18 protein-coding genes are annotated in these 21,446 nt (G+C 69.0%); 8 read left to right on the top strand and 10 right to left on the bottom strand.

All coding sequences use genetic code 11. The features are described 5' to 3' along the window. The first annotated feature begins 8 nt into the window (after positions 1–8). On the top strand, positions 9–1,307 hold the full coding sequence (locus OHA10_RS07595) for a hypothetical protein (protein ID WP_371405453.1): 1,299 nt from the start codon (positions 9–11) through the stop codon (positions 1,305–1,307). On the opposite strand, the gene OHA10_RS07590 is transcribed toward OHA10_RS07595, so the two are convergent. The 4 genes from OHA10_RS07590 to OHA10_RS07575 all read right to left on the bottom strand — a co-directional run bounded on the left by OHA10_RS07590 (position 1,293) and on the right by OHA10_RS07575 (position 4,048). Beyond that, entirely contained in the window at positions 1,293–2,000 is a 708-nt protein-coding gene (locus tag OHA10_RS07590) for a DedA family protein (protein WP_371405452.1), read from the bottom strand. The two genes, OHA10_RS07595 and OHA10_RS07590, sit on opposite strands and share 15 nt — an antisense overlap. Before the next feature lie 46 nt (positions 2,001–2,046). Next, positions 2,047–2,943, bottom strand: a complete 897-nt coding sequence (locus OHA10_RS07585) for an SPFH domain-containing protein (RefSeq protein WP_371405451.1) — start codon at positions 2,941–2,943, stop codon at positions 2,047–2,049. Next, complete coding sequence (locus OHA10_RS07580; RefSeq protein WP_371405450.1) at positions 2,931–3,377, bottom strand: NfeD family protein; 447 nt, start codon at positions 3,375–3,377, stop codon at positions 2,931–2,933. Before OHA10_RS07580 ends, OHA10_RS07585 begins: the two co-directional genes overlap by 13 nt. 104 nt (positions 3,378–3,481) lie before the next feature. Beyond that, positions 3,482–4,048, bottom strand: coding sequence for an ArsR/SmtB family transcription factor (locus OHA10_RS07575; protein WP_371405449.1), 567 nt, complete (start codon positions 4,046–4,048; stop codon positions 3,482–3,484). Between the two features lie 53 nt (positions 4,049–4,101). Between OHA10_RS07575 and OHA10_RS07570 the strand changes: the two genes are divergently transcribed. From OHA10_RS07570 to OHA10_RS07545, 6 genes are all read left to right on the top strand, one after another. Beyond that, positions 4,102–5,325: an MFS transporter gene (locus tag OHA10_RS07570; RefSeq protein ID WP_371405448.1), complete on the top strand. Its 1,224-nt coding sequence runs from the start codon at positions 4,102–4,104 to the stop codon at positions 5,323–5,325. A gap of 9 nt (positions 5,326–5,334) precedes the next feature. Then, complete coding sequence (gene lysS / locus OHA10_RS07565) at positions 5,335–6,855, top strand: lysine--tRNA ligase (protein WP_371405447.1); 1,521 nt, start codon at positions 5,335–5,337, stop codon at positions 6,853–6,855. A gap of 227 nt (positions 6,856–7,082) precedes the next feature. Beyond that, positions 7,083–7,412 (top strand): Lsr2 family protein, encoded by a 330-nt coding sequence (locus OHA10_RS07560; RefSeq protein ID WP_134109801.1) that lies wholly within the window; start codon positions 7,083–7,085, stop codon positions 7,410–7,412. Between the two features lie 341 nt (positions 7,413–7,753). Further along, positions 7,754–10,303, top strand: coding sequence for an ATP-dependent Clp protease ATP-binding subunit (locus tag OHA10_RS07555; protein ID WP_371405446.1), 2,550 nt, complete (start codon positions 7,754–7,756; stop codon positions 10,301–10,303). 297 nt (positions 10,304–10,600) lie between these two features. Beyond that, entirely contained in the window at positions 10,601–12,583 is a 1,983-nt protein-coding gene (locus OHA10_RS07550; protein ID WP_371405445.1) for a kinetoplast-associated-like protein, read from the top strand. Between the two features lie 72 nt (positions 12,584–12,655). Beyond that, positions 12,656–13,603, top strand: coding sequence for a DivIVA domain-containing protein (locus OHA10_RS07545; protein WP_371405444.1), 948 nt, complete (start codon positions 12,656–12,658; stop codon positions 13,601–13,603). A gap of 211 nt (positions 13,604–13,814) precedes the next feature. Here the strand turns inward: OHA10_RS07545 and OHA10_RS07540 are convergent, their stop codons facing one another. Continuing rightward, positions 13,815–14,693 (bottom strand): A/G-specific adenine glycosylase, encoded by an 879-nt coding sequence (locus OHA10_RS07540; protein WP_371405443.1) that lies wholly within the window; start codon positions 14,691–14,693, stop codon positions 13,815–13,817. A 164-nt stretch (positions 14,694–14,857) separates the two neighbouring features. On the opposite strand from OHA10_RS07540, the gene OHA10_RS07535 reads away from it, so the two are divergent. Continuing rightward, a complete protein-coding gene (locus OHA10_RS07535) occupies positions 14,858–15,508 on the top strand; it encodes a hypothetical protein (RefSeq protein ID WP_371405442.1) in 651 nt (216 codons plus the stop codon). On the opposite strand, the gene OHA10_RS07530 is transcribed toward OHA10_RS07535, so the two are convergent. The 5 genes from OHA10_RS07530 to radA all read right to left on the bottom strand — a co-directional run bounded on the left by OHA10_RS07530 (position 15,509) and on the right by radA (position 21,437). Beyond that, positions 15,509–17,020: a DHA2 family efflux MFS transporter permease subunit gene (locus tag OHA10_RS07530; RefSeq protein WP_371405441.1), complete on the bottom strand. Its 1,512-nt coding sequence runs from the start codon at positions 17,018–17,020 to the stop codon at positions 15,509–15,511. Then, positions 16,996–17,568, bottom strand: a complete 573-nt coding sequence (locus OHA10_RS07525; RefSeq protein ID WP_371405440.1) for a PadR family transcriptional regulator — start codon at positions 17,566–17,568, stop codon at positions 16,996–16,998. The genes OHA10_RS07530 and OHA10_RS07525 overlap by 25 nt, the downstream gene beginning before the upstream one ends. Before the next feature lie 121 nt (positions 17,569–17,689). Beyond that, on the bottom strand, positions 17,690–18,784 hold the full coding sequence (disA, locus tag OHA10_RS07520) for a DNA integrity scanning diadenylate cyclase DisA (protein ID WP_202877807.1): 1,095 nt from the start codon (positions 18,782–18,784) through the stop codon (positions 17,690–17,692). Positions 18,785–18,964: 180 nt separating this feature from the next. Then, positions 18,965–19,903, bottom strand: a complete 939-nt coding sequence (locus OHA10_RS07515; RefSeq protein ID WP_371405439.1) for a beta-ketoacyl-ACP synthase III — start codon at positions 19,901–19,903, stop codon at positions 18,965–18,967. Between the two features lie 133 nt (positions 19,904–20,036). Beyond that, positions 20,037–21,437, bottom strand: coding sequence for a DNA repair protein RadA (radA, locus tag OHA10_RS07510; RefSeq protein ID WP_371405438.1), 1,401 nt, complete (start codon positions 21,435–21,437; stop codon positions 20,037–20,039). Positions 21,438–21,446: the final 9 nt, after the last annotated feature.

Below are 21,446 nucleotides of genomic sequence, written 5' to 3'. Positions count from 1 at the left end.
TGGTGCGGGTGCGGCGGGTGTTTGCCGTGGCGCTGGCGGTGGTCGTGGGAGCGACTTCGCTGACCGCGTGTGCCTCGGATCCGGCGCCGAGCGATGTCGCGGTGGCCTGGGCACCCAACGGCCGGGCCGCGGTGGTGGTGACCTGGAAGGACGCCAACCAGCCGAACCGGATCACGATCGAGGGCGTGCTCAGCGAGAGCCCGTCGTACGTGAAGTACATCCCGGCCGGTGACCCGAACCGGTGGGAGATCCCGACCTCGGCGTTCCCGCCGGACGGGAACTACAAGGTCGCGGTGGCGACCGGGACGTCGCAGGGCGGCGTCACCAGCAAGCTCACCAAGTCGCCGGTGTTCGACACCGACGGGCCGGTGCGGCCGAGCGCGGCCGCGGTGGCTCCGCAGGGCCGCGGCGTACTGATCAGGTGGTCGGTGCCGGTCGCGCCGCAGGACTTCACCCCGAACGACCCGCTCGACATCAAGGGCAAGAAGACGCAGCGGTACGTGCCGATGATCGGCCGGCCGGGCCAGATGCTGAAGGCGATCGGCCCGGCGACGACCTCGAACCGGCAGGTGATCAAGAGCATCAAGCCGCCGTACGTCTTCCAGCTCCGGACGACGAACGAGTGGAGCACGCAGATCGGCGGACAGGTCCTCGGACTGACCAGCTCGATCAGCGGCGCGGTGCCCCCGCTGGCGCAGTTCAGTGTGCCGATCCGGGTCCGCGGACGCGTGATCCTGCATCAGGTCGGCTGCGACCTCGAGAGCCCGTGCACGACCCAACGGGCGACACCGGCCGGCGTACCGGTCGTGGTGCTGACACAGGTCACTCCGGGCGCCCGCTGGACCCCGGCGGCACGCGGTACGACAACGGGGGGCGGGTACTACGACGTCGCAGTACCGACCGGTGGGAGCCGGCCGTACAAGATCACGGTGCCGGTGTACTCGAAGGCGGGCATGATCACCGGGACGTCGACGAGCAGACCGGCGTACACGAAGAGCGTCGTCCGGGTCACGTCGGCCGGGTTCGCCGGCGGGGACACGGCGAAGAAGGCCGGCTCGACGGTGACCATCTCGGCGACGGTCAAGCCGGCCATGAACACGACCGTGATGCTGCAGGCGTGGAACCGGCAGACCCGCACCTGGGCCAACCTGAAGGCGATGCCGATGCGGCAGGGCCAGACCGCGCTGGCGTTCAAGGCCGGCCAGCCCGGCGACTTCGTCTACCGGTTCGTGATCCCGGGCGCGATGATGCTCGGCCGTCCGATGCAGGGCATCACCACGGCGGGCCTGCAGCTACACATCCGCTGATTCGGCGGCTGATTCGGCGGCTGATTCTGCGGCCGATTCGGCGGCTGGTCGGGCGGGCGCCGACTCCGGTACCTCGGCGTCCCTGCGCCGCTTGCGGACCTTGTGGACGACGTACAGCGCGACCACGACGGCCGCGATCCCGGCCAGCGCCCACAGCGACACCCGGCCGAAGATCTTGTCGGCGTTGTCGCCGATCTTGTAGGCGACGACGCCGATGGTGGCCGACCAGGCGATACCGCCGGCGGCGTTGGCGGCCAGGAAGCGCGGGTAGTGCATCCGCAGCATGCCGGCCATCGGGCCCGCGAAGATCCGCAGCAGCGCGACGAACCGGCCGAAGAACACCGTCCAGACGCCGTACTTGTGGAAGTACTTCTCGGCGCGGACGATCCGGTCCTCGGAGAAGTGGTGGAACCGGCGGCCGAGCCGCTCGAACAGCCGGCGGCCGGCCTTGCGGCCGACGAAGTACCCGATCGAGTCGCCGATGATCGCGCCGGCGGCCGCCGCCAGGATCACGAACTCGATCCGCAGATGGTGCTGTGAGGCGAGCAGTGCGGCCGCTACCAGGGTGGTCTCACCCGGCAGCGGGACACCCATGCTCTCGACGCCGATGACGAGTCCGACCACCAGGTACGCGAGGACGGCCACACCGGTCGGGATGGCGATCGCCTGCGCGAGCAACAGAGGTTCCCCCATACACCCATAGTGACATCGAGCGACAACCGATTTGGTGACGGGGCAACTAACCCCGGGAGATTTCAGGGTTGTGCCCGTTCTCCGAAGGGATCGCGGGGGTCGTGGGAGCTGTGTCGCCGGAGAACGCCTTGGTGACGTTCTGCAATGCGCTGGTGACCTCGGAGGGAATGACCCAGAACGTGTTGCCGGGGCCCTTGGCGAGCTCGGGGAGCATCTGCAGGTACTGGTACGCGAGCAGCTTCGGGTCCGGGTCGTTGCGGTGGATCGCCTCGAAGACGGTGTCGATCGCCTTGGCCTGACCCTCGGCGCGGAGGATCGCGGCCTGCCGGTCACCCTCGGCCGTCAGGATCCGGGACTGGCGCTGGCCTTCGGCGTTCAGGATCGCGGCCCGCTTCTCCCGCTCGGCCCGCATCTGCTTCTCCATCGACTCCTTGATCGACGCCGGCGGTTCGATCGCCTTGAGCTCGACCCGGTTGACCCGGATCCCCCATTTGCCGGACGCCTCGTCGAGGACCCCGCGGAGGATCGAGTTGATGTGCTCGCGCGACGTCAGCGTCTTCTCCAGGTCCAGCGCGCCGATCACGTTCCGCAGCGTGGTCACGGTCAGCTGCTCGATCGCCTGGATGTAGTTCTGGATCTCGTACGCCGCCGCGCGCGGATCGGTGACCTGGAAGTACAGCACCGTGTCGATGTGGACGACCAGGTTGTCCTCGGTGATGACGGAGTTCGGCTGGAACGAGACCACCTGCTCGCGCAGGTCGATCAGTTGCCGGGGCCGGTCGATGAACGGGATCACGATGTTCAGTCCGGGCTCGAGCGTGCGCAGGTACCGGCCGAGGCGCTCGACGTTGCTCGCCCGGGCCTGCGGGACGATCCGGACGGTCCGCAGTACCAGCACGACCGCGAGCAGTGCGACGACGATTCCGATGATCAGTTCGGCCATGGCTCCTCCTGAGGATGGACGAGGGCGGTGGCCCCCTCGATGGCGAAGACGTCGACCCGGGTGCCCGCGGGGATGTGCAGGTGGGGGTCGTACGAACGGGCGCTCCACTCCTCGCCGCCGATCCGGACGCGGCCGGCGTCCCGATCGCAAGGAGCGAGCACCACGGCCTCTCGTCCGATCAGGGCGGCCACCCCGGTGCGCAGGTGCGGGTGCCCGGTCAGATGCCGACGGGCGATCGGCCGGACCAGGATGGCCAATGTCGCGGCGGTGATCGCGAACGCGAGCACCTGGAAGCCGATGCCGAGTCCGATCCCGGCGACCGCGCCCGCGGCGAGGGCCGCGAGGGCGAGCAGGAGCAGGTCGAAAGTCGCTGCCATCAACTCAGCCGTGCCGAGGACGGCGGCGACGATCACCCACAGGATCCAGGACTGCATCTCAAGTACCTCTACTTCGAAGGTACTCCTGGATACGTGGTTGTGTAGCTAACGGTTCAGCTCTGTTGTCAGCTCCGTTGTCAGCTCCGTTGTCAGCTCTGTTGTCAGCGCTGTTCGGGCGGCTTCCCGGTCGGCACGATCGCCACCAGCGTGCTCACCGGCCGGGTGCCGGCCGGGTGCTCGGTCGCGGTCCTGCCCTTGCGGTACTTGTCGATCAGCGCCGTGACCTCGGTGGCGAGCTCGGTGGCCTCGTCGTGGGTCAGCCACAGCCGGCTCCGGCTGAGCGAGCTGAGCTCCTCCCACGGGTCGTCGGCCGGCAGTTCCTCGAACTGCTCGATCAGCCGGTCGACGTAACCCCGCATCATCGCCTGGGTGGCCAGCCGGCCCGCCCCCTCGGACTGCGAGGCGATCTTCAGTCCCGTACCCAGCGCCCGCCACGGACGCTCGCGGCCGTCCTCGGAACTCTCGGCCCGCTCGATCAGGCCCCAGCGTTCCAACGCACGTAGGTGATAGCTCGTCGCCGACGGGGTCAGCCCGGCCAGCTCGGCACACTCCGTCGCGGTCAGCACCCGGCCGCTGTAGAGCTCGTCGATGATCAGCTGCCGCGCCGGGTGGGCGAGTGCCCGGATCGCCCGCGGGTCCGAGATCTCCACCCGTTTCTGCTTCGCCACGTCGTCACCCTACCCCTTGACGGCCGTAGATGTGAAGCATTAACTTCACATCTATGAAGCAAACCCTTCAGACTTCGATCTGGTCGCACCGCGACATCCGGCTGGTGCTGCCCGCCCGTGCGCTCTCCTATGCAGGTGACTCGATCGCGCTGATCGCGTTGATGCTGCGCGTGTCCGACGGCCACGGCCCGGCCGCGATCACCGCACTGCTGCTCGCGTTCGCCGTACCGACCGTCGCGATGATCCCGTTCGCCGGGCGGATCGTGGACGGGTTCGACTCACGGGTCGTCCTGGTCTGTTCGGGTTTGCTGCAGGTCGCGGCCGGTGTGGGCCTGGCCTTCGTGCACGACCTGGTCAACACGCTCGCCTTGGTCTGCGTCCTGCAGGTCGGACAGGCTGTCGCCGGTCCCGCGTGGGGGGCGCTGATCCCGCGGATCGTCGGCGAGGAACTCGTCGGCCGGACCACCGGAACGAGTCAGGCCCTGATCGGAGTCGCGACGCTGGCGGGCTCGGCGGCCGGCGGTGTGCTGGTCGAGGCGGCCGGCACCCGTGGCGCTCTTCTCGTCGACGCCGGGACGTTCCTCGTCCTGGTCCTGGTTGCCCAACTGGTCCGGACGCGCCGCCGGCCGGAGCCGGCGGCTCCGCATGAGCGCGGCGGAGTGTCGGCCGGTCTGCGTGCCATCTTCGGAGACGACGTACTACGGATCCTGGTGCCGGCGCTCTGGGTGTTCGTGCTCGCAGGTGAGGCTGTGAATGTCGTGGAGGTCTTCCTGATCACCGGCGAGCTCGGCCTCGGTCCCGGCCTGTACGGCGCGGCGGGTGCGGCGACCGGCGCCGGCGCGATCCTCGGCGCCTGGTACAGCGGCCGGCTGCGGAACGACCGGGCCCGGTCCTTCGCGGTCGTCGTCGGGATGGCGGGTATCGGCGGGTCCAGCGTGCTGATGGGACTGGCCGGGAACTTCGCGACGCTGATGATCGGGGCCACCACGATCGGCATCGGCAGCGGGCTGCTGAACGCCGCGACGAGCGCGCTGGTGGTGATGCGGTCGACCGAGTCGGTCCGTGGCCGGGTGCTCGCCGCCCTCAACGGGACGGTCCGCTCGTTCAGCATCCTCGCCATGCTGCTAGGCGGTCTGGCGGGGGCGTTGCTGGGTCCGCGGGGGACGTTCGTGACCGGCGGGGTGGCCTGCGCTGTGGCTGCCGTGGTCGTCGGAGCGCTGGTCGCCAGGATCGAGCACGGAACAAACGATTCGGAGCTGGAGGCGGTCAGTCACTAGCCTTGAGCCATGACTGATACGCACGTGGACCCGGTGAACCCCGACAACGGGCAGGACGACCTGCCCGAGCAGATGCGGGTTCGCCTGGACAAGCGTGAGCGCCTGCTGGCGGAAGGGGTGCAGCCGTACCCGATCTCGGTGCCGCGGACGCACCTGCTGAAGGACCTGCGGGCGAAGTACGACAGCCAGGACCTGGAGCCCGACACCCGGACCGGCGAGCAGGTCTCCGTGGTCGGCCGGGTGATCTTCCTGCGCAACACCGGCAAGCTGTGCTTCGTCCGGCTCCGGGAGGGCGACGGGACCGAGCTGCAGGTCATGCTCTCGCTGGCCGACCTGGGCGAGGAGGAGCTGGCTCGGTTCAAGCAGCTCGTCGACATCGGCGACCTGCTGGCCGTCCAGGGTGAGGTGATCACCAGCCGTCGCGGTGAGCTGTCGGTGCAGGTGACCGCGTGGCAGATGGCCGCCAAGACGCTGCGCCCGCTGCCGAACGAGCACAATCCGCTGAGTGAAGAGGCCCGCGTCCGGATGCGGTACGTCGACCTGATCGTGCGGCCCGAGGCCCGCGAGATGGTCCGCGCGAAGGCAGCCGTCCTGAAGGCGCTGCGCGCGACGTACGACGAGCACGGCTTCGTCGAGGTCGAGACGCCGGTGTTGCAGCTGACCAACGGCGGCGCCGCGGCCCGTCCGTTCAGCACGCACCTGAACGCGTTCGACCAGGACATGAAGCTGCGGATCGCGCTCGAGCTCGACCTCAAGCGGGCGATGATCGGCGGCGTCGACCGGGTCTACGAGATCGGCCGCACGTTCCGCAACGAGGGGCTGGACTCGACCCACTCGGCGGAATTCTCGATGATCGAGGCCTATGAGGCGTACGGCGATTACGACTCGATGGCCGAACTCATCCAGGAGCTGATCCGGAACGCGGGCCGTGCGATCGGTCGTACGACGATCACTGCGCGCGACGGTTCGACCATCGACGTCGAGCAGCCGTTCCGGCACGCGACGCTTTTCGGGCTGCTCTCCGAAGCGGTCGGTGAGAGCGTCGACGTGAGCACCGACCTGGCTACTCTGACCAAGTTGGCCGAGCAGCACGACGTCGAGCTGCAGCCGGGCCGGAATGTCGGTGAGATCGCTGTCGACTTGTTCGAGAAGCTGTGTGAGCACACGCTGATCCAGCCCACCTTTGTCCGCGACTATCCGGAGTCGGCACGCCCGTTGGCCAAGCCGCACCGGGAAATTCCGGGCCTGGTCGAGGCCTGGGACCTGTTCGTCAACGGTGTCGAGCTCGGGGTCGCGTACTCGGAGCTGAACGACCCGGTGATCCAGCGCGATCGCCTGGTGGCACAGTCGATGCAGGCCGCGGCCGGTGACCCCGAGGCGATGGAGCTGGACGAGGACTTCCTCCGCGCGATGGAATTCGGGATGCCGCCGGCCGGCGGCATGGGGATGGGCCTGGACCGGTTGGTGATGCTTCTCACCGGGACCGGTATCCGGGAGACGATTCTCTTCCCGTTGCTCCGTCCGGAGTGATTCCCGAATCCCCCTGCAGATCGTTGCATAGCACAACGGACTGGTTCCGCAAATCCGGGGTCAATTCATTCCGGTCCAGCCGCTTACGAGTGGGATGAATACTCAAAGTTACGATGGCTGCGCGGCGTCGATGAATGACACGAACCCGGTTTGTGCGGTACAAATCAGGTGCTAACAATTCGGCAGGGGGATTGTGCCCGATGGCGGGCGCGGAAAGGTTGTCATCGATGGCGCAAAGGGTTCAGGTGGTTCTCGAGGACGATCTCGACGGCGGTAAGGCCGACGAGACCGTCACCTTCGGGCTGGACGGAACGACGTACGAGATCGACCTGTCCAAGAAGAACGCCGCAAAACTGCGTGACGCACTGGCCGCCTATGTCGGCTCCGGGCGCCGGGTCTCCGGCCGCCGCGGCGGTGCGGGCCGGACGCGTGGCCGCGGCCGCTCGGCGTCGGACTCCGCCGACATCAGGGCCTGGGCCAAGGAGAACGGCTACGAGGTCAGCGAGCGCGGCCGGATCTCCGCCGAGGTGCGCGCGGCGTACAACGAAGCCAAGTAACTTATTCGGACCGCCGGTCCCGGCCCCTGCATTGGGGTGCCGGGACCGTCCGCATTCCGGTTGTTTCACAGAGTGGGACACGGCGTGTCGGATCTGGTGACTGACCGGGCAGGTAGTTGGGGAAATTCGCTGGTGGCGAACACGCTGTCTGATCGGGTCGGAGTGGGAACACGCTGGTGATCAGTGCGGTTGTTCCCTTGTGATGCCGCCCGGGCAGTCGGTGGAAGCGTGATCGGATGTTCGCCGAGAGCGAGCCTGTCGGCGCCGGGGACTAGCATGCATGTACGGGGGTCGGCCACCACGGCACGTCCGACTCCTCTGAGGCAAGGAGCGCTTTGGCGATGTTTGAACGATTTACGGACCGCGCCCGTCGGGTAGTCGTCCTGGCTCAGGAAGAGGCCAGGATGCTCAGCCACAACTACATCGGGACCGAGCACATCCTGCTCGGCCTGATCCACGAGGGTGAAGGGGTCGCCGCCAAGGCTCTCGAGAGCCTGGGTATCTCGCTCGAGGCCGTTCGTTCCCAGGTCGAGGAGATCATCGGCCAGGGGCAGCAGGCCCCGAGCGGGCACATCCCGTTCACCCCCCGCGCCAAGAAGGTGCTGGAGCTCTCCCTGCGCGAGGCCCTGCAGTTGGGCCACAACTACATCGGCACCGAGCACATCCTGCTCGGCCTCATCCGCGAGGGTGAGGGTGTCGCAGCGCAGGTCCTGGTCAAGCTCGGTGCGGACCTGAACAAGGTCCGGCAGCAGGTCATCCAGCTGCTGAGCGGTTACCAGGGCAAGGAGACCTCGACAGCCGGTGCGCCCACCGAGGGTGCGCCGAGCAGCTCCCTGGTGCTCGACCAGTTCGGCCGGAACTACACCCAGTCCGCTCGTGAGGCGAAGCTCGACCCGGTGATCGGGCGCGAGACCGAGATCGAGCGGGTCATGCAGGTGCTGTCCCGGCGGACCAAGAACAACCCTGTCCTGATCGGTGAGCCGGGTGTCGGCAAGACCGCCATCGTGGAAGGTCTGGCCCAGCAGATCGTCCGTGGTGACGTCCCGGAGACGCTGAAGGACAAGCAGATCTACTCCCTCGACCTGGGTGCCCTGGTGGCCGGTTCGCGCTACCGCGGCGACTTCGAGGAACGCCTGAAGAAGGTGCTCAAGGAGATCCGCACCCGCGGCGACATCGTGCTGTTCATCGACGAGATCCACACCCTCGTCGGGGCCGGTGCGGCCGAGGGCGCGATCGACGCCGCGAGCATCCTGAAGCCGATGCTGGCCCGTGGTGAGCTGCAGACGATCGGCGCGACCACCCTCGACGAGTACCGCAAGTACGTCGAGAAGGACGCCGCGCTCGAGCGCCGGTTCCAGCCGATCCAGGTGGCCGAGCCCTCGATCGCGCACACGATCGAGATCCTCAAGGGCCTCCGCGACCGGTACGAGGCGCACCACCGGGTGACGATCACCGACGCCGCGCTGGTGAACGCCGCACAGATGGCCGACCGGTACATCTCGGACCGGTTCCTGCCGGACAAGGCGATCGACCTGATCGACGAGGCCGGGGCCCGGTTGCGGATCCGCCGGATGACGGCTCCGCCGGACCTGCGCGAGTTCGACGAGAAGATCGCGACCGTTCGCCGGGAGAAGGAGTCGGCGATCGACGCGCAGGACTTCGAGCGCGCCGCGCGGCTGCGTGACGACGAGAAGAAGCTCATCAACGCGAAGTCCGAGCGGGAGAAGCAGTGGAAGGCCGGCGACATGGACGTCGTCGCCGAGGTCGACGAGGAGCTGATCGCCGAGGTGCTGAGCACCGCGACGGGCATCCCCGTGTTCAAGCTGACCGAGGAGGAGTCCTCCCGGCTGCTGGACATGGAGAAGGAGCTCCACAAGCGCTACATCGGCCAGGAAGACGCGGTCAAGGCGCTGTCCCGCTCCATCCGGCGTACTCGCGCCGGCCTGAAGGACCCGCGTCGCCCGAGCGGCTCGTTCATCTTCGCCGGCCCGTCCGGTGTCGGTAAGACCGAGCTGTCGAAGGCACTGACCGAGTTCCTGTTCGGCGACGAGAACGCGCTGATCAGCCTCGACATGTCGGAGTACTCGGAGAAGCACACGGCCTCCCGGCTGTTCGGCTCGCCTCCTGGCTACGTCGGCTACGAAGAGGGTGGCCAGCTGACCGAGAAGGTCCGCCGCAAGCCGTTCTCCGTGGTGCTGTTCGACGAGGTGGAGAAGGCCCACCCGGACATTTTCAACTCGTTGCTGCAGATCCTGGACGAGGGTCGTCTGACCGACGCCCAGGGCCGCGTGGTCGACTTCAAGAACACCGTCATCATCATGACCACCAACCTGGGCACCAAGGACATCGCCAAGTCGGTGAGCCTCGGCTTCTCCCAGGCCAACGATGTCGGCGGCTCGTACGAGAAGATGAAGGCGAAGGTCACCGAGGAGCTCAAGCAGCACTTCCGGCCCGAGTTCCTGAACCGCGTCGACGAGATCGTGGTCTTCCACCAGCACACGATGGAGGACATCGTCCGGATCGTGGACCTGATGGTCGCCCAGATCGAGCAGCGGCTGAAGGACAAGGACATGGGCATCGAGCTCACCCCGGCAGCCAAGAAGCTGGCCGCCGAGCGTGGCTTCGACCCGGTGCTGGGAGCCCGTCCGTTGCGCCGCGCCCTGCAGCGTGACATCGAGGACGTGCTGGCCGAGAAGATCCTGTTCGGGGAGCTGCGTCCCGGCCAGATCGTCCTGGTCGACGCGATCCCCGAGGGCAAGGTCAACGACGACGGCGTGACCGAGTTCTTCACCTTCAAGGGCAACGAGAAGTCCTCGGCGTCCGACCTGGAGCTGACCGACCTGACCGCCGGCGGCGGTACCGGTCCGGCTTCCGGAGTACAGGACTCGTAAGCCTCGTAAGCCTCGTAAGCACAGCCGACCCAGAAGGCCCCGCTCCGGCGGGGCCTTCTGCATGTCCGGCGACACGCACGATTTGCGCGGAAGCTACTGATTGGTCGTATCGTCCTGCGGAGCGTGACCACTTCGATACTCGAGTAGGTCGCGCCCGCCAACGTATCGATGGGAAGATCGCGCAACTGCTGATGAAGCAGTTACCTACCGCCTGTCTACTGCGTTGTTAACCCTGTGAGCACGCTGTTCGGACCCGGACTGTCGGAAAGGGGGCCGGGGATGGAATCATCTCGTCGCATGGACGCTCCGCGTCTGCCCCTGACCAAGGAACCGGTCGCCGACACCGGTTCCTTTGGCGTGCGGCAGGCCGGCGGTGTCCTCGAGCGGGCCCAGCGGATCGCGGACACGCTGCGCGAGCAGGCCGAGCACGAGAACGACCTGGCCCGCGAGGAGGCCGGCCGGATCCGCGCCGAGAACGAGCGCCTGAAGGCCGAGGCCGAGGCCGCCGCCCGGAAGCTCCGGACCGATGCGATGACGGCCGCCCAGCGGGTGCTGAACGACGCGGAGCGGGCCGCGGAACAACTCCGTACCGACTCCGAGGCCGAGGCCGAGCGGGTCCGCTCCGAGGCCGAGGAAGCCGCCGACCGGCTGCGCGCCGAGTCCACCGCCGAAGCCGACCGGGTCCGGCGGGATGCTGCCTCCGCGGCCGACAAGCTGACCACCGACGCGAACGCCGAGGCCGAGCGGGTCCGGTCCGAGGCCACCGCGATCGCCGAGCGGCTGAAGACCGAGTCCGAGTCTGCCGCCGAGCAGCTCCGCGCCGCCGTCGCCGACGAGGTCGCGAAGCGCCGGTCGGAGTCGGAGGCCGCGGCCGAGAAGCTGCAGCTGGAGAGCCAGGCGGCCGCCGACCAGTTGCGGGCCGAGTCGCAGGCGGCGGCGCAGCGCCGGATCGCAGCGGCCGAGAGCGAAGCGGCTCGGGTGAAGGAAGAGGCCGACGAGCTCCTCGAAGAGGCCCAGTTGGCCCGCGAGTCCGCACAGGCCACCGTCGAGCGGGCCGGCAAGGAAGCGCAGCAACTGGTCTCCGACGCCGGTGAGCAGGCCGCGCTGGTGTCGCAGGCCGCCGCGCGCAACGAGGCCGCCCTGATCGCCCGCGCCGAGTCCGAGGCGGCCGACCTGCGGGCCGCGGTCGAGCGCGAGGTCGAGGCGGCGCGGGAGAAGTCCCGTCGCGAGATCGGCGAGGCACATGCCGAGATCGAGCGCCTGCGCGGCGAGAACCGGACCGAGCTCGAGCGTCGTACCGCCGAGCTCGAGGAGACCGAGCGGGCCAAGCTGGCCGCGATCTCGCTGGAGATCGACAAGCTGCGGGCCGAGGCGGTCGCCGAGATCGCCGAGCGCAAGGCCGAGGCCGAGGCCGGCAACGAGCGGCTGATGGCCGACGCGCGGGCCCAGGCCAAGCTGGTGGTGGACTCGATCGAGGCCGACCGCCGGACCGCGTCCGCCGAGGCGCAGCGGATCGTCGAGGACGCGAACAAGGCGGCCGAGGCCGCGATGGCCGAGGCCGAGAAGCAGACGCTGTGGAGCAAGAAGACGGTCGACGACCTGATCGGCGCCGCGGAGACCGAGGCGCAGTCGATCCGCGACGCGGCCGCCGCCGAGGCCGCCGAACTGATGCGGAAGAAGCGTGCGCATCTGCGTCGCGTCGTCGGTCGCTCGACCAGCCGCCTGAAGCAGACCCAGGACGCGATCGCCAAGGAGAACGCCGAGCTGACCGCGCTCGCCGAGACGACTCTGTACTCCGCCGGCGAGCAGGCCGAGGCGACGCTGGCCGCCGCGAAGCAGGAGGCCGAGAAGGTCACCGCCCAGGCGCAGGCCCGGGCCGACCGGCTCAAGGCCGCGGCCGCGAACGACGCCCGCGAGATCATCGAGCGGGCCAACCGCCGCGAGGCCGAGGCCGAGGCCGCGACCCAGCATCTGCGCGAGCGCGCGGCCAACGACCTGGCCGAAGCACAGCGCCAGTCGCACGAACTGATCCGCAAATCGCGGGGCGAAGCCCAGCAGCTCGAGGCCCAGGCCCGCGACCACGCCGATAGTCTGCGCGCACAGGCACGAAAACTTCTCGCCGAAGCCGAGGCGAGGGTCGCGGCGTTGAACCAGCGCCGTGATGAGATCACCAAGGAGCTCACCCAGCTTTCGGGTGTGATCGAGGCACTCGCTGTACCGGGGTTCCGCCCAGGTGGTGGAATGTCCTCCAGTGAGGGTTCCACGGGGGAATCAGGATGAGGACGTGACAGTCAGATCCTTGTCAGTGACAATGTGTGATCCACCCACCCATCGAAGTGAGCATCGGAAAACATGAGCAGTGAAAGCCCAACCCCGTTCCGTACCGTTCTGCGTGGCTACGAGCCTGCCCAGGTGGACCAGCACATCCGTGAGCTGACCACCTCGCTGACTGCGCTGCAGCAGCAGTCCGAGCAGCTGCAGCGTCATGTGCAGGAGCTGCAGTCCCGCACGGACGCGGCGGAAGCGGCCGTCATCTCCGCCCAGGAGGACTCCAAGGATCGCGCGCCCACCTTCACCGAGTTCGGTGAGCGCGTTGCGAAGATCCTGTCGCTGGCCGACGACGAGGCCCGTGACCTGGTGACCCGCGCCCGCACCGACGCGGAGGCGATCGTCGCCGACGGTGAGGCGCACGCGAAGAAGGTCCGCAAGGAGGCCGAGCAGTACTCCCTGGACTGGAAGAGCGAGGTCGACGCCGAGGCCGCCCGGATCCTCGAAGAGGCCCGGACCCAGGCCGACGACATGCGCGACGAGGCCGAGCGCGACGCGACTGCGCGCCGCAGCGAGGCCCAGGCGCTGTACGAGCAGGAGCGGGCCAAGTCCGCTCAGGCCGCGGCCGCCTTCGAGACCACCCTGGCCGAGCGCCGGGGCAAGGTCGAGCAGGAGTTCGCCGCGCGCACCGCGCTCGCCGAGCAGCAGCTGGCCGCCGTCACCGACCGCGCTGCCCAGGTGCAGCGGGAGGCCGACCGGTCGCGTTCCGAGGCCGAGCGGCTGTCGCAGCAGCAGCTGGCCGACGCCAACCGGCAGGCCCAGGAGATCGTCGCCGCCGCGAAGGACAAGGCCGAGCGGATCCGCGCCGAGTCCGAGCGTGAGCTCGCCGCCGCGACCCAGCGTCGCGACAGCATCAACGCGCAGCTGACCAACGTCCGCCAGATGCTGGCGACGCTGTCCGGCAGCCCGGCGATGCCGCTCGACCTGCTGGCCGACGACGAAGAAGAAGCCGCCGGCAGCAAGAAGAACTGAAGCAGGAACTAAGAGGGCGTCTGGGGACTCCCCGCCTACTGCGGGGCCCTCGGCACGGCACCTCGCCGCACGGGTGCAAAGGCCACGATGCTCCGCATCGAGACCTTCGCCCCCGCGCGCCGATGCACCGCACCGAGCACCTCCTCGCTACGGCGCGGAGTCCCCAGACACCCTCTAAGAGGCCGGCTCGAGTCGTCGAGCCGGCCTCTTGCTATTCGGGGAGCCGGTAGCGCCTGCGGGCGAGCGGTTCTACGAGGCCGTCGGCAACCAATCCGTCGAGGGCGCGTTCGCGTTGGACGGCGTCCGGCCAGGATGCGTCGAGCTTGTCCTTGGACACCGGCGTCGACGCGGCACGGAGTACGGCGAGGAGGCGGCCGCGGGCTTGGCGGTCGGTGCCTTCGTACGTCTGACCGCGGCGCGGCGGGCCGTCGTACGGCGGACTGCCGGCGCGGACCCAGGCGCACTGCGAGCGGATCGGGCAGTCGGCGCAGTTCGGCGTACGGGCGGTGCAGATGAGTGCACCGAGTTCCATCGAGGCGACGGCCCAGCGTGCGGCTGTTGGTTCGTCAGCAGGCAGTGCGTCGGCGGCCAGGCGCTGGTCTGCGGCGGTGGGGGAGATGCTCGGCTGGGCTACACCGGTCAGCGCCCGTGCGAGGACCCGGCGGACGTTGGTGTCGACGACGGCATGACGCTGGCCGAAGGCGAACGATGCGATCGCCGCGGCCGTGTACGTGCCGACTCCGGGCAGTGCGAGCAGTGCGGCGTGGTCGTCCGGCACCTCGCCGCCGTGGCGCTCCACAATCGCCTGAGCCGCCGCGTGCAGCCGGAGGGCGCGCCTGGGGTACCCGAGCCGGTCCCAGGCCCTTACAGCCTCACCAGGGGCCGCTGCGGCCAGGTCCACCGGCTTCGGCCACCGCTCCAACCAGCTCCGGTACGCCGGCAGCACCCGATTCACCGGTGTCTGCTGCAGCATGAACTCACTGACCATCACCGCCCACGCCCCCGCACCCGGCTCCCGCCACGGCAGCACGCGCGCATTCGCGTCGTACCACCGCAGCACGCGCTCGTGGAGAGCGGCGGCCCCTGTCACGGGGCCTCCCGGTCTGGACTGAGGAGCGCAGGGAGCGAAGCGACCGGAGCGACGGGGGAAGGCCGGGAGCAACAGCCCCGTGACCCGCCGCGACGGAGTCGCGGCCAACTGCACAGCGGCGAGCCTGAGTGGTCCAGCACAGTGCCGATATTAGAGTGCGCTTCATGAGCAGCCTGCTCCGTCCGGTCGGGCACCTGCCCGCCAGCGTGTACTGGTTCCGCCGGGGACTGGTGCTCGCGGTCGTAGTCGTGCTGATCTTTCTGGTCTCCCGGCTCTTCTCCGGCGCCGGTGACGCGCAGAACACTGCCGCGACCGACCCGCAGCCGAACCCGTCCGGCGCCCCGCCGGCCTCGGCCCCGAGTACCGCGGCGAGTACGACGCCGACCCGGACGCCGACTCCGAAGCCGACCAAGACCACGCCACCCGCGGACCTGGCCTGCAAGGGCTCCGACATACGCATCGACGCGCTGCCGGGCAACCGGAAGATCGTCTCCGGCTCGATGCTGAACTTCGTCGTCCAGCTGACCCCGGTCGACGACGAGTGCAAGGCAACGATCAGCAACGACCAGCTGGCCGTCACCGTGACGTCGGGCAAGGACCTGATCTGGAGCACCAGTCAATGCAGCAAGGTGATCCAGACCGCCACGCTAGTTGTTGCCAAGGGCAAGCAGGCGGCCGTCACGGTGCCGTGGAACGGGCACCGCTCCGGGCCTGGCTGTCTACCGGGTCAACCGGTCGCCAAGCCCGGAACGTACGTCGTCAAAGCCGAGTACGACGGCCACCTGTCGAGCGCACAAGCCTTCCAGGTCGTCTGATCAGGCTGCTTCGGCCGGCTGCGTCGCGGCGTCCGGCTTCTTCTGCAGGTGTGACGGCGCCACGAACAGCAGGGCGGCGACCAACCCGATCAGCAGCACCGCGGCGGGCAACATGAGGGACTGCGCCATCGAGTCGCTGAATCCTTGCCGCACCGCCTCGGGCAGCTTGCCGCCCGCAAACCCTTCAGCCGCGGCGCCGCCCGGCATCGCCGGCAGGTTGTGTGCCAGCCGCGACTCCATCAGTACGGCGATGCTCGCGCTGCCCAGCACCGCGCCGACCTGCCGGGTCGTGTTGTAGACGCCCGCGCCGGCGCCGGCCTGATGCATCGGCAGGTTCCGGGTGGCGGTGGTGCCGATCGGCGCCCACATGAAGCCGTTCGCGACACCGAGCAGCGCGATCGGCAGCAGTAGCTCCCAGATCGCCACGTCCGGCTCGATCACCTGGCTCATCCAGAACATCGACACCGAGCAGCACAACAGCCCGAACCCGGCGATGAACCGCGGCGGCGTCCGGTCGACCAGCCGGCCGACGAACGGCGCGAGCGCACCGGAGATGACCGCCATCGGCACCAGCAGCAGCGCCGACCTGGTCGGCGAGAGCCCGCGGACCGCCTGCGCGTACAGCATCAGCGGGAACGCCATCGCGGTGATCGCGAACCCGACCGTGGTGATCGCGACGTTCGCCAGTGAGAAGTTGCGATCCTTGAACAGGCCCAGCGGCAGCAACGGCTCGCCGCGGTTGCGGGACTGCCAGACGACGAAGATCGCGAGGACGACGATCCCGGAGATGATCAGGCCCCAGACCGTGATCGGTCCCTTGATCTGACCCCAGTCGTACTTCTGCCCTTCCTGGATGCCGAACACCAGCAGGAACAGCCCGACCGCGCTCAGCACGACGCCGATCAGGTCGAACTTGTGCTCGTGCGTCGGCAGGTCCGGCACCAGCCGCATCGCCAGGACGAAACCGATCACGCCGATCGGCGCGTTGATGAAGAAGATCCACTGCCAGCCGAGTCCGTCGACCAGCACACCGCCGAGGATCGGGCCGACCAGCGTCGCCACGCCGGCCGTCGCACCCCACAGGCTCATCGCCCGGCCACGCTGGTCCGGCGGGAAGATCCGGGTGATGACGGCCATCGTCTGCGGCGTCATCGCCGAGGCGCCGAGGCCCTGGAACACCCGGGCGACGATCAGCATCTCGATCGAGTTGGTGAGCCCGCACCAGACCGACGCGAGCGTGAACAACGCCAGTCCGGTCAGGTAGAGCTTCTTCGGGCCGATCCGGTCGCCGAGGCGGCCGGTGATCAGCAGCGGTACGGCGTACGCGAGCAGGTAGGCGCTCGTCACCCAGACCACGGTGCCGACGTCCGACCCGAGGTCCTCGAGGATCGCGGGTGTCGCGACCGAGACGATGGTCGAGTCGACCAGGATCATGAAGAAGCCGAGCACCAGCGCCCACAGTGCGGGCCACGGCCGCACCTCGGGCCTCACTGCGTCTTGTGGGGTTGCCATTCCAGATCCTTGCTCTCGATACGTTCGATGATGGTGGTGAGCCAGTCGCGTTCGGCCGCGACCTGCGCTCTGACATAAGTGCCCGCCAGCCAGTACGGCTCCGGCACGTCCCGGGCCTTGGCGCCGGCCATCGCCTTGTCGACGTCGGCCAGCCAGAAGTCCATCTCCTCGATCCGGCGACGGAACCGGAGTACGGCGTCCTCGGCATCGAGGTTGTGCGCTTCGGCCAGGAACACCGGGAAGACCGGGTACTCGTAGACGAAGGTCTCGATCCCGCTCTCGACCCGCCGGACCATCGCCTCCCGGCCGGCGGGGGTGATCTCGTACGTCGTCCGCTCGGGCCGGTTCCCGGCCCGGTCGGTGCCGATCGCACGGACGTATTCCTGACCGGCCAGCCGCTCGACGGTGTGGTAGAGCGAGCCCGGCCGGACCTTCACGATCCGGTGGTTGTGACGGCTGACGAGCAGTTGGTACATCTCGTAGGCGTGCATCGGCTTCTCCTCGAGCAACGCAAGCACCGAGATCGCCAGCGGGGTGAGGTCGGCCATGATCCTCCAGCTGGATTGTTCCGCGCCAAATGTTCCATGTGGAGTATTCGCCCGAGCGCGCGGAAATGCAAGACGCCTCCGGTTCTTTCACGAACCGGAGGCGTCGGATGACTGCGAGTGATCAGACGTAGCGTTCCAGGATGCTGGACTCGGCCAGCCGGGACAGGCCCTCGCGGACCGTGCGGGCGCGGTTCTCGCCGACGCCCTCGACCGTCTGCAGGTCGTCGATGCTTGCCGCGAGCAACTTCTGCAGGTGGCCGAAGTGGTCGATCAGCCGATCGATCACCGCACCCGGGAGCCGCGGCACCTTGGCCAGCAGGCGGTAGCCGCGCGGGGTGACCGCGGCGTCGAGCTGCTCGGCGCCGCCGAGCTGCAGGGCGCGGGCGACCTGGCCGATGTCGAGCAGGTCCGTCGGGCTGACCGCGTCCAGCTCGAGCAGTACGTCGTCCGCCGTCTTGGCCCGGCGACCCGTCGCCGGCGGGAGGTAGTCGCGGACGACCAGCTCGCGTTCGCCGGCGACTCCGGCGACCAGCTCGTTGAGCTGGAGGGTGAGCAGCCGGCCGTCGGTGCCGAGCTCGACGACGTACCCGTCGATCTCGGTGGCGATCCGGCGGACCATCTCCAGCCGCTGCGCGACCGCGGCCACGTCCCGGACCGTGACCAGGTCCTCGATCTCGAGCGCGGACAGCGTGCCGGACACCTCGTCCAGGCGCAGCTTGTACCGCTCGAGGGTGGCGAGGGCCTGGTTCGCGCGGGACAGGATCGCGCCGGAGTCCTCGAGCACGTACCGCTGGTCGTCGACGTACAGCGCGATGATGTGCATCGACTGGGATACCGAGATCACCGGGAACCCGGTCTGCCGCGCGACCCGGTCGGCGGTGCGGTGCCGGGTGCCGGTCTCCTGGGTGACGATCGACGGGTCCGGCATCAGGTGGACGGCGGCCTGGATCAGCCGGGTCGCCTCGCGGTCGAGGACGATCGCGCCGTCCATCTTGCTGAGCTCGCGCAGTCCGGTCGCGGTGAACTCGACGTCGATCTCGAAGCCGCCGGTGGAGATCGCGTCGACGGCCTTGTCGTGACCGAGCACGATCAGTGCGCCGGTCCGGCCGCGCAGGATCCGTTCCAGGCCTTCGCGCAGTTCGGTGCCGGGCGCGACCGCCGCGAGCGTCGCGCGCAGGCGGGCGCCGGTGCTGTTCTTGTCCGTGTTCGGTGCCACGGAACCTGAGTCTATGCGGTTACGAGGACGCAGTTGTGCGGATATCTGCCGCTCGGCCGGACGCACGCGAAGTCCTGCGGTCCGTAGTTGCGGTTGCGCGTGCACCCGCCCGTGCATCCGGACCGTGCAGTAGTGGTTTCCCGCGTGATCACGCCCGACCGAAGTACGACGCCTGTCGCGTCAGGGGCAGCGGATGACCTGACCGGCGTACGACAGACCGCCGCCGAAACCGAACAGCAGCACCGGCGCGCCGGACGGGATCTCGCGCTTCTCGACCAGTTTCGACAGCGCGATCGGGATGCTCGCGGCCGAGGTGTTGCCGGACTCGACGACATCCTTGGCGACCACGGCGTTGGTCGCGCCGAGCCGCTTCGCCAGCGGCTCGATGATGCGCAGGTTCGCCTGGTGCAGGACGACGCCGCCGAGCTCCTCGGGTTTCAGGCCGGCCTTCTCGCAGACCTGCTGGGCGATCTCGGGCAGCTGCGTTGTGGCCCAGCGGAAGACGCTCAGGCCCTCCTGCTGGAACGGGCCTTCGCGGCCCTCGATCCGGACCGCGTCGGACATCTCCGGCACCGAGCCCCAGACCACCGGGCTGATTCCGGGGTCCTCGTCGGCAACCACCACGGCAGCGCCGGCGCCGTCGCCGATCAGCACGCAGGTGGTGCGATCGGTCCAGTCGGTCCAGTCGCTGAGCTTCTCGACGCCGATCACCACGGCCTTCGACGCGGCGCCGGCCCGAATCGCCTGGTCGGCGGTGGCAAGTGCGTACGCGAAGCCGGAGCACGCCGTGTTCAGGTCGATCGCGGCCGGATTGCCGAGGCCGAGCCGGGCGGCGACGCGGGCGGCGATGTTCGGTGAGCGGTCGATCGCAGTACACGTCGCGACCACGACGTAGTCGATCTCGGCGACGTCCAGGCCGGCGTTCGCGATCGCCTTGTCGGCGGCCCGCCAGGCCATCTCGTCGACGGACTCGTCCGGGGCCGCGATCCGGCGCTCCCGGATGCCGACGCGGCTCTGGATCCACTCGTCGTTGGTCTCGACCATGGTGGCGAGCTCGTCGTTGGTGAGCACCCGTTCCGGCTGGTAGTGGCCGAGCGCGACAACTCTTGATCCGGTCATCAGGTGCTCCTGCAGTCATCCGGGGGGCTATCCGGGCTCGACGACGAACCCGGCGTGGGGGCGCCCCCAGAGTACGTTCCCGATTGCGGGTCTGTTGATCCCCCTGTCCACCCTGTGGCGGGGAACACAGCCGTCAGGCGAGACCTGCGGCCATCAGTGCGGAGGGCAGATCCGGGGCCGCGAAGGTACGCAGGCCGTACTTCTTCTGGATGTCCATCGGCTTGAGGTCCTTGCTCCGGTTCGGTACGTCGGCCGGGACGATCGCCTTGGTGAACCCGAGCCGGGCCGCCTCCGCGAGCCGCTTCTCCAGACCGCCGACCCGCCGGACCTCGCCGGCCAGGCCGACCTCGCCGATCGCGATCAGTCCGGGGTGGATCGGTTTGTCCATCACCGAGGACGCGACCGCGATCGCGACGGACAGATCCGCGACCGGCTCGGTGATCTTCACGCCGCCGACGGTCGCGACGTACACCTCTTTGTCGGTCAGCTTCAGCCCGGCGCGATTGCCGAGCACGGCGAGGACCATCGCGACGCGCGACGACTCCAGCCCGGAGGTGGTCCGGCGCGGCTGTGGCGCGGCAGACGGCCCGACCAGCGCTTGTACTTCGGCCAGCAGCGGGCGGCGGCCTTCCATCATCACAGTCACGCAGGTCCCGGCGACGGGCTCGGCGTGCTCGGACACGAACAGCCCGGTCGGGTCGGTGACCTCGACGATCCCGGTGTCGACCATGTCGAAACACCCGACCTCGTCGGACGGGCCGAACCGGTTCTTGGTCGCGCGCACCATCCGGAACCCGGAGTGCCGGTCGCCGTCGAACGCGAGCACGACGTCGACCAGGTGCTCGAGCATCCGCGGACCGGCGATCGCGCCGTCCTTGGTCACGTGGCCGACCAGCACGACCGCGATGTGCCGCTCCTTCGCCAGCCGGACCAGCGCGCCGGTCACCTCGCGGACCTGCGTCACTCCACCCGGCGCACCGTCGACCTCGGGATGCGCCATCGTCTGCACCGAGTCGATCACCAGGAACGCCGGCTCGACCGCGTCGATCTGCCCGACGACTGCGGACAGATCGGTCTCCGCGGCGAGGAACAGTTCGTCGACGAGAGCGTCGGTCCGTCCGGCGCGGAGCCGCACCTGCGCGGCCGACTCTTCGCCCGAGACGTAGAGAGTCCGCTGGCCGCCGCGCGCCGATTGCGCCGCGACCTCCAGCAGCAGGGTGGACTTGCCGACACCCGGCTCACCGGCGAGCAGGATCACCGCACCTGGTACGACGCCGCCGCCGAGCACGCGGTCGAGCTCGCCGATACCGGTCGGGCGCGACTCGGCCTCGATCGCGGACACCTTGGCGATCGGCATCGCGGGCGACGACACCGGACCCGCGGTGATCCGCGCGGCCTTCGGCGCACCGACCTCGGCGACCGTGCCCCAGGCCTGGCACTCGCCGCACCGCCCGATCCAGCGCGCCGAGGTCCACCCGCACTCCGAGCATGCGTATGCCGGCTTGCCCTTCGCCTGTGTCGCCGCCTTCACCATGGCACGAAC

The sequence above is a fragment of the Kribbella sp. NBC_00662 genome, assembly GCF_041430295.1.
In the GTDB taxonomy this organism is placed as follows: domain Bacteria; phylum Actinomycetota; class Actinomycetes; order Propionibacteriales; family Kribbellaceae; genus Kribbella.
The sequence above is the reverse complement of the archived record's forward strand: the minus strand, read 5'-3'. Positions and strand labels throughout refer to the sequence as shown.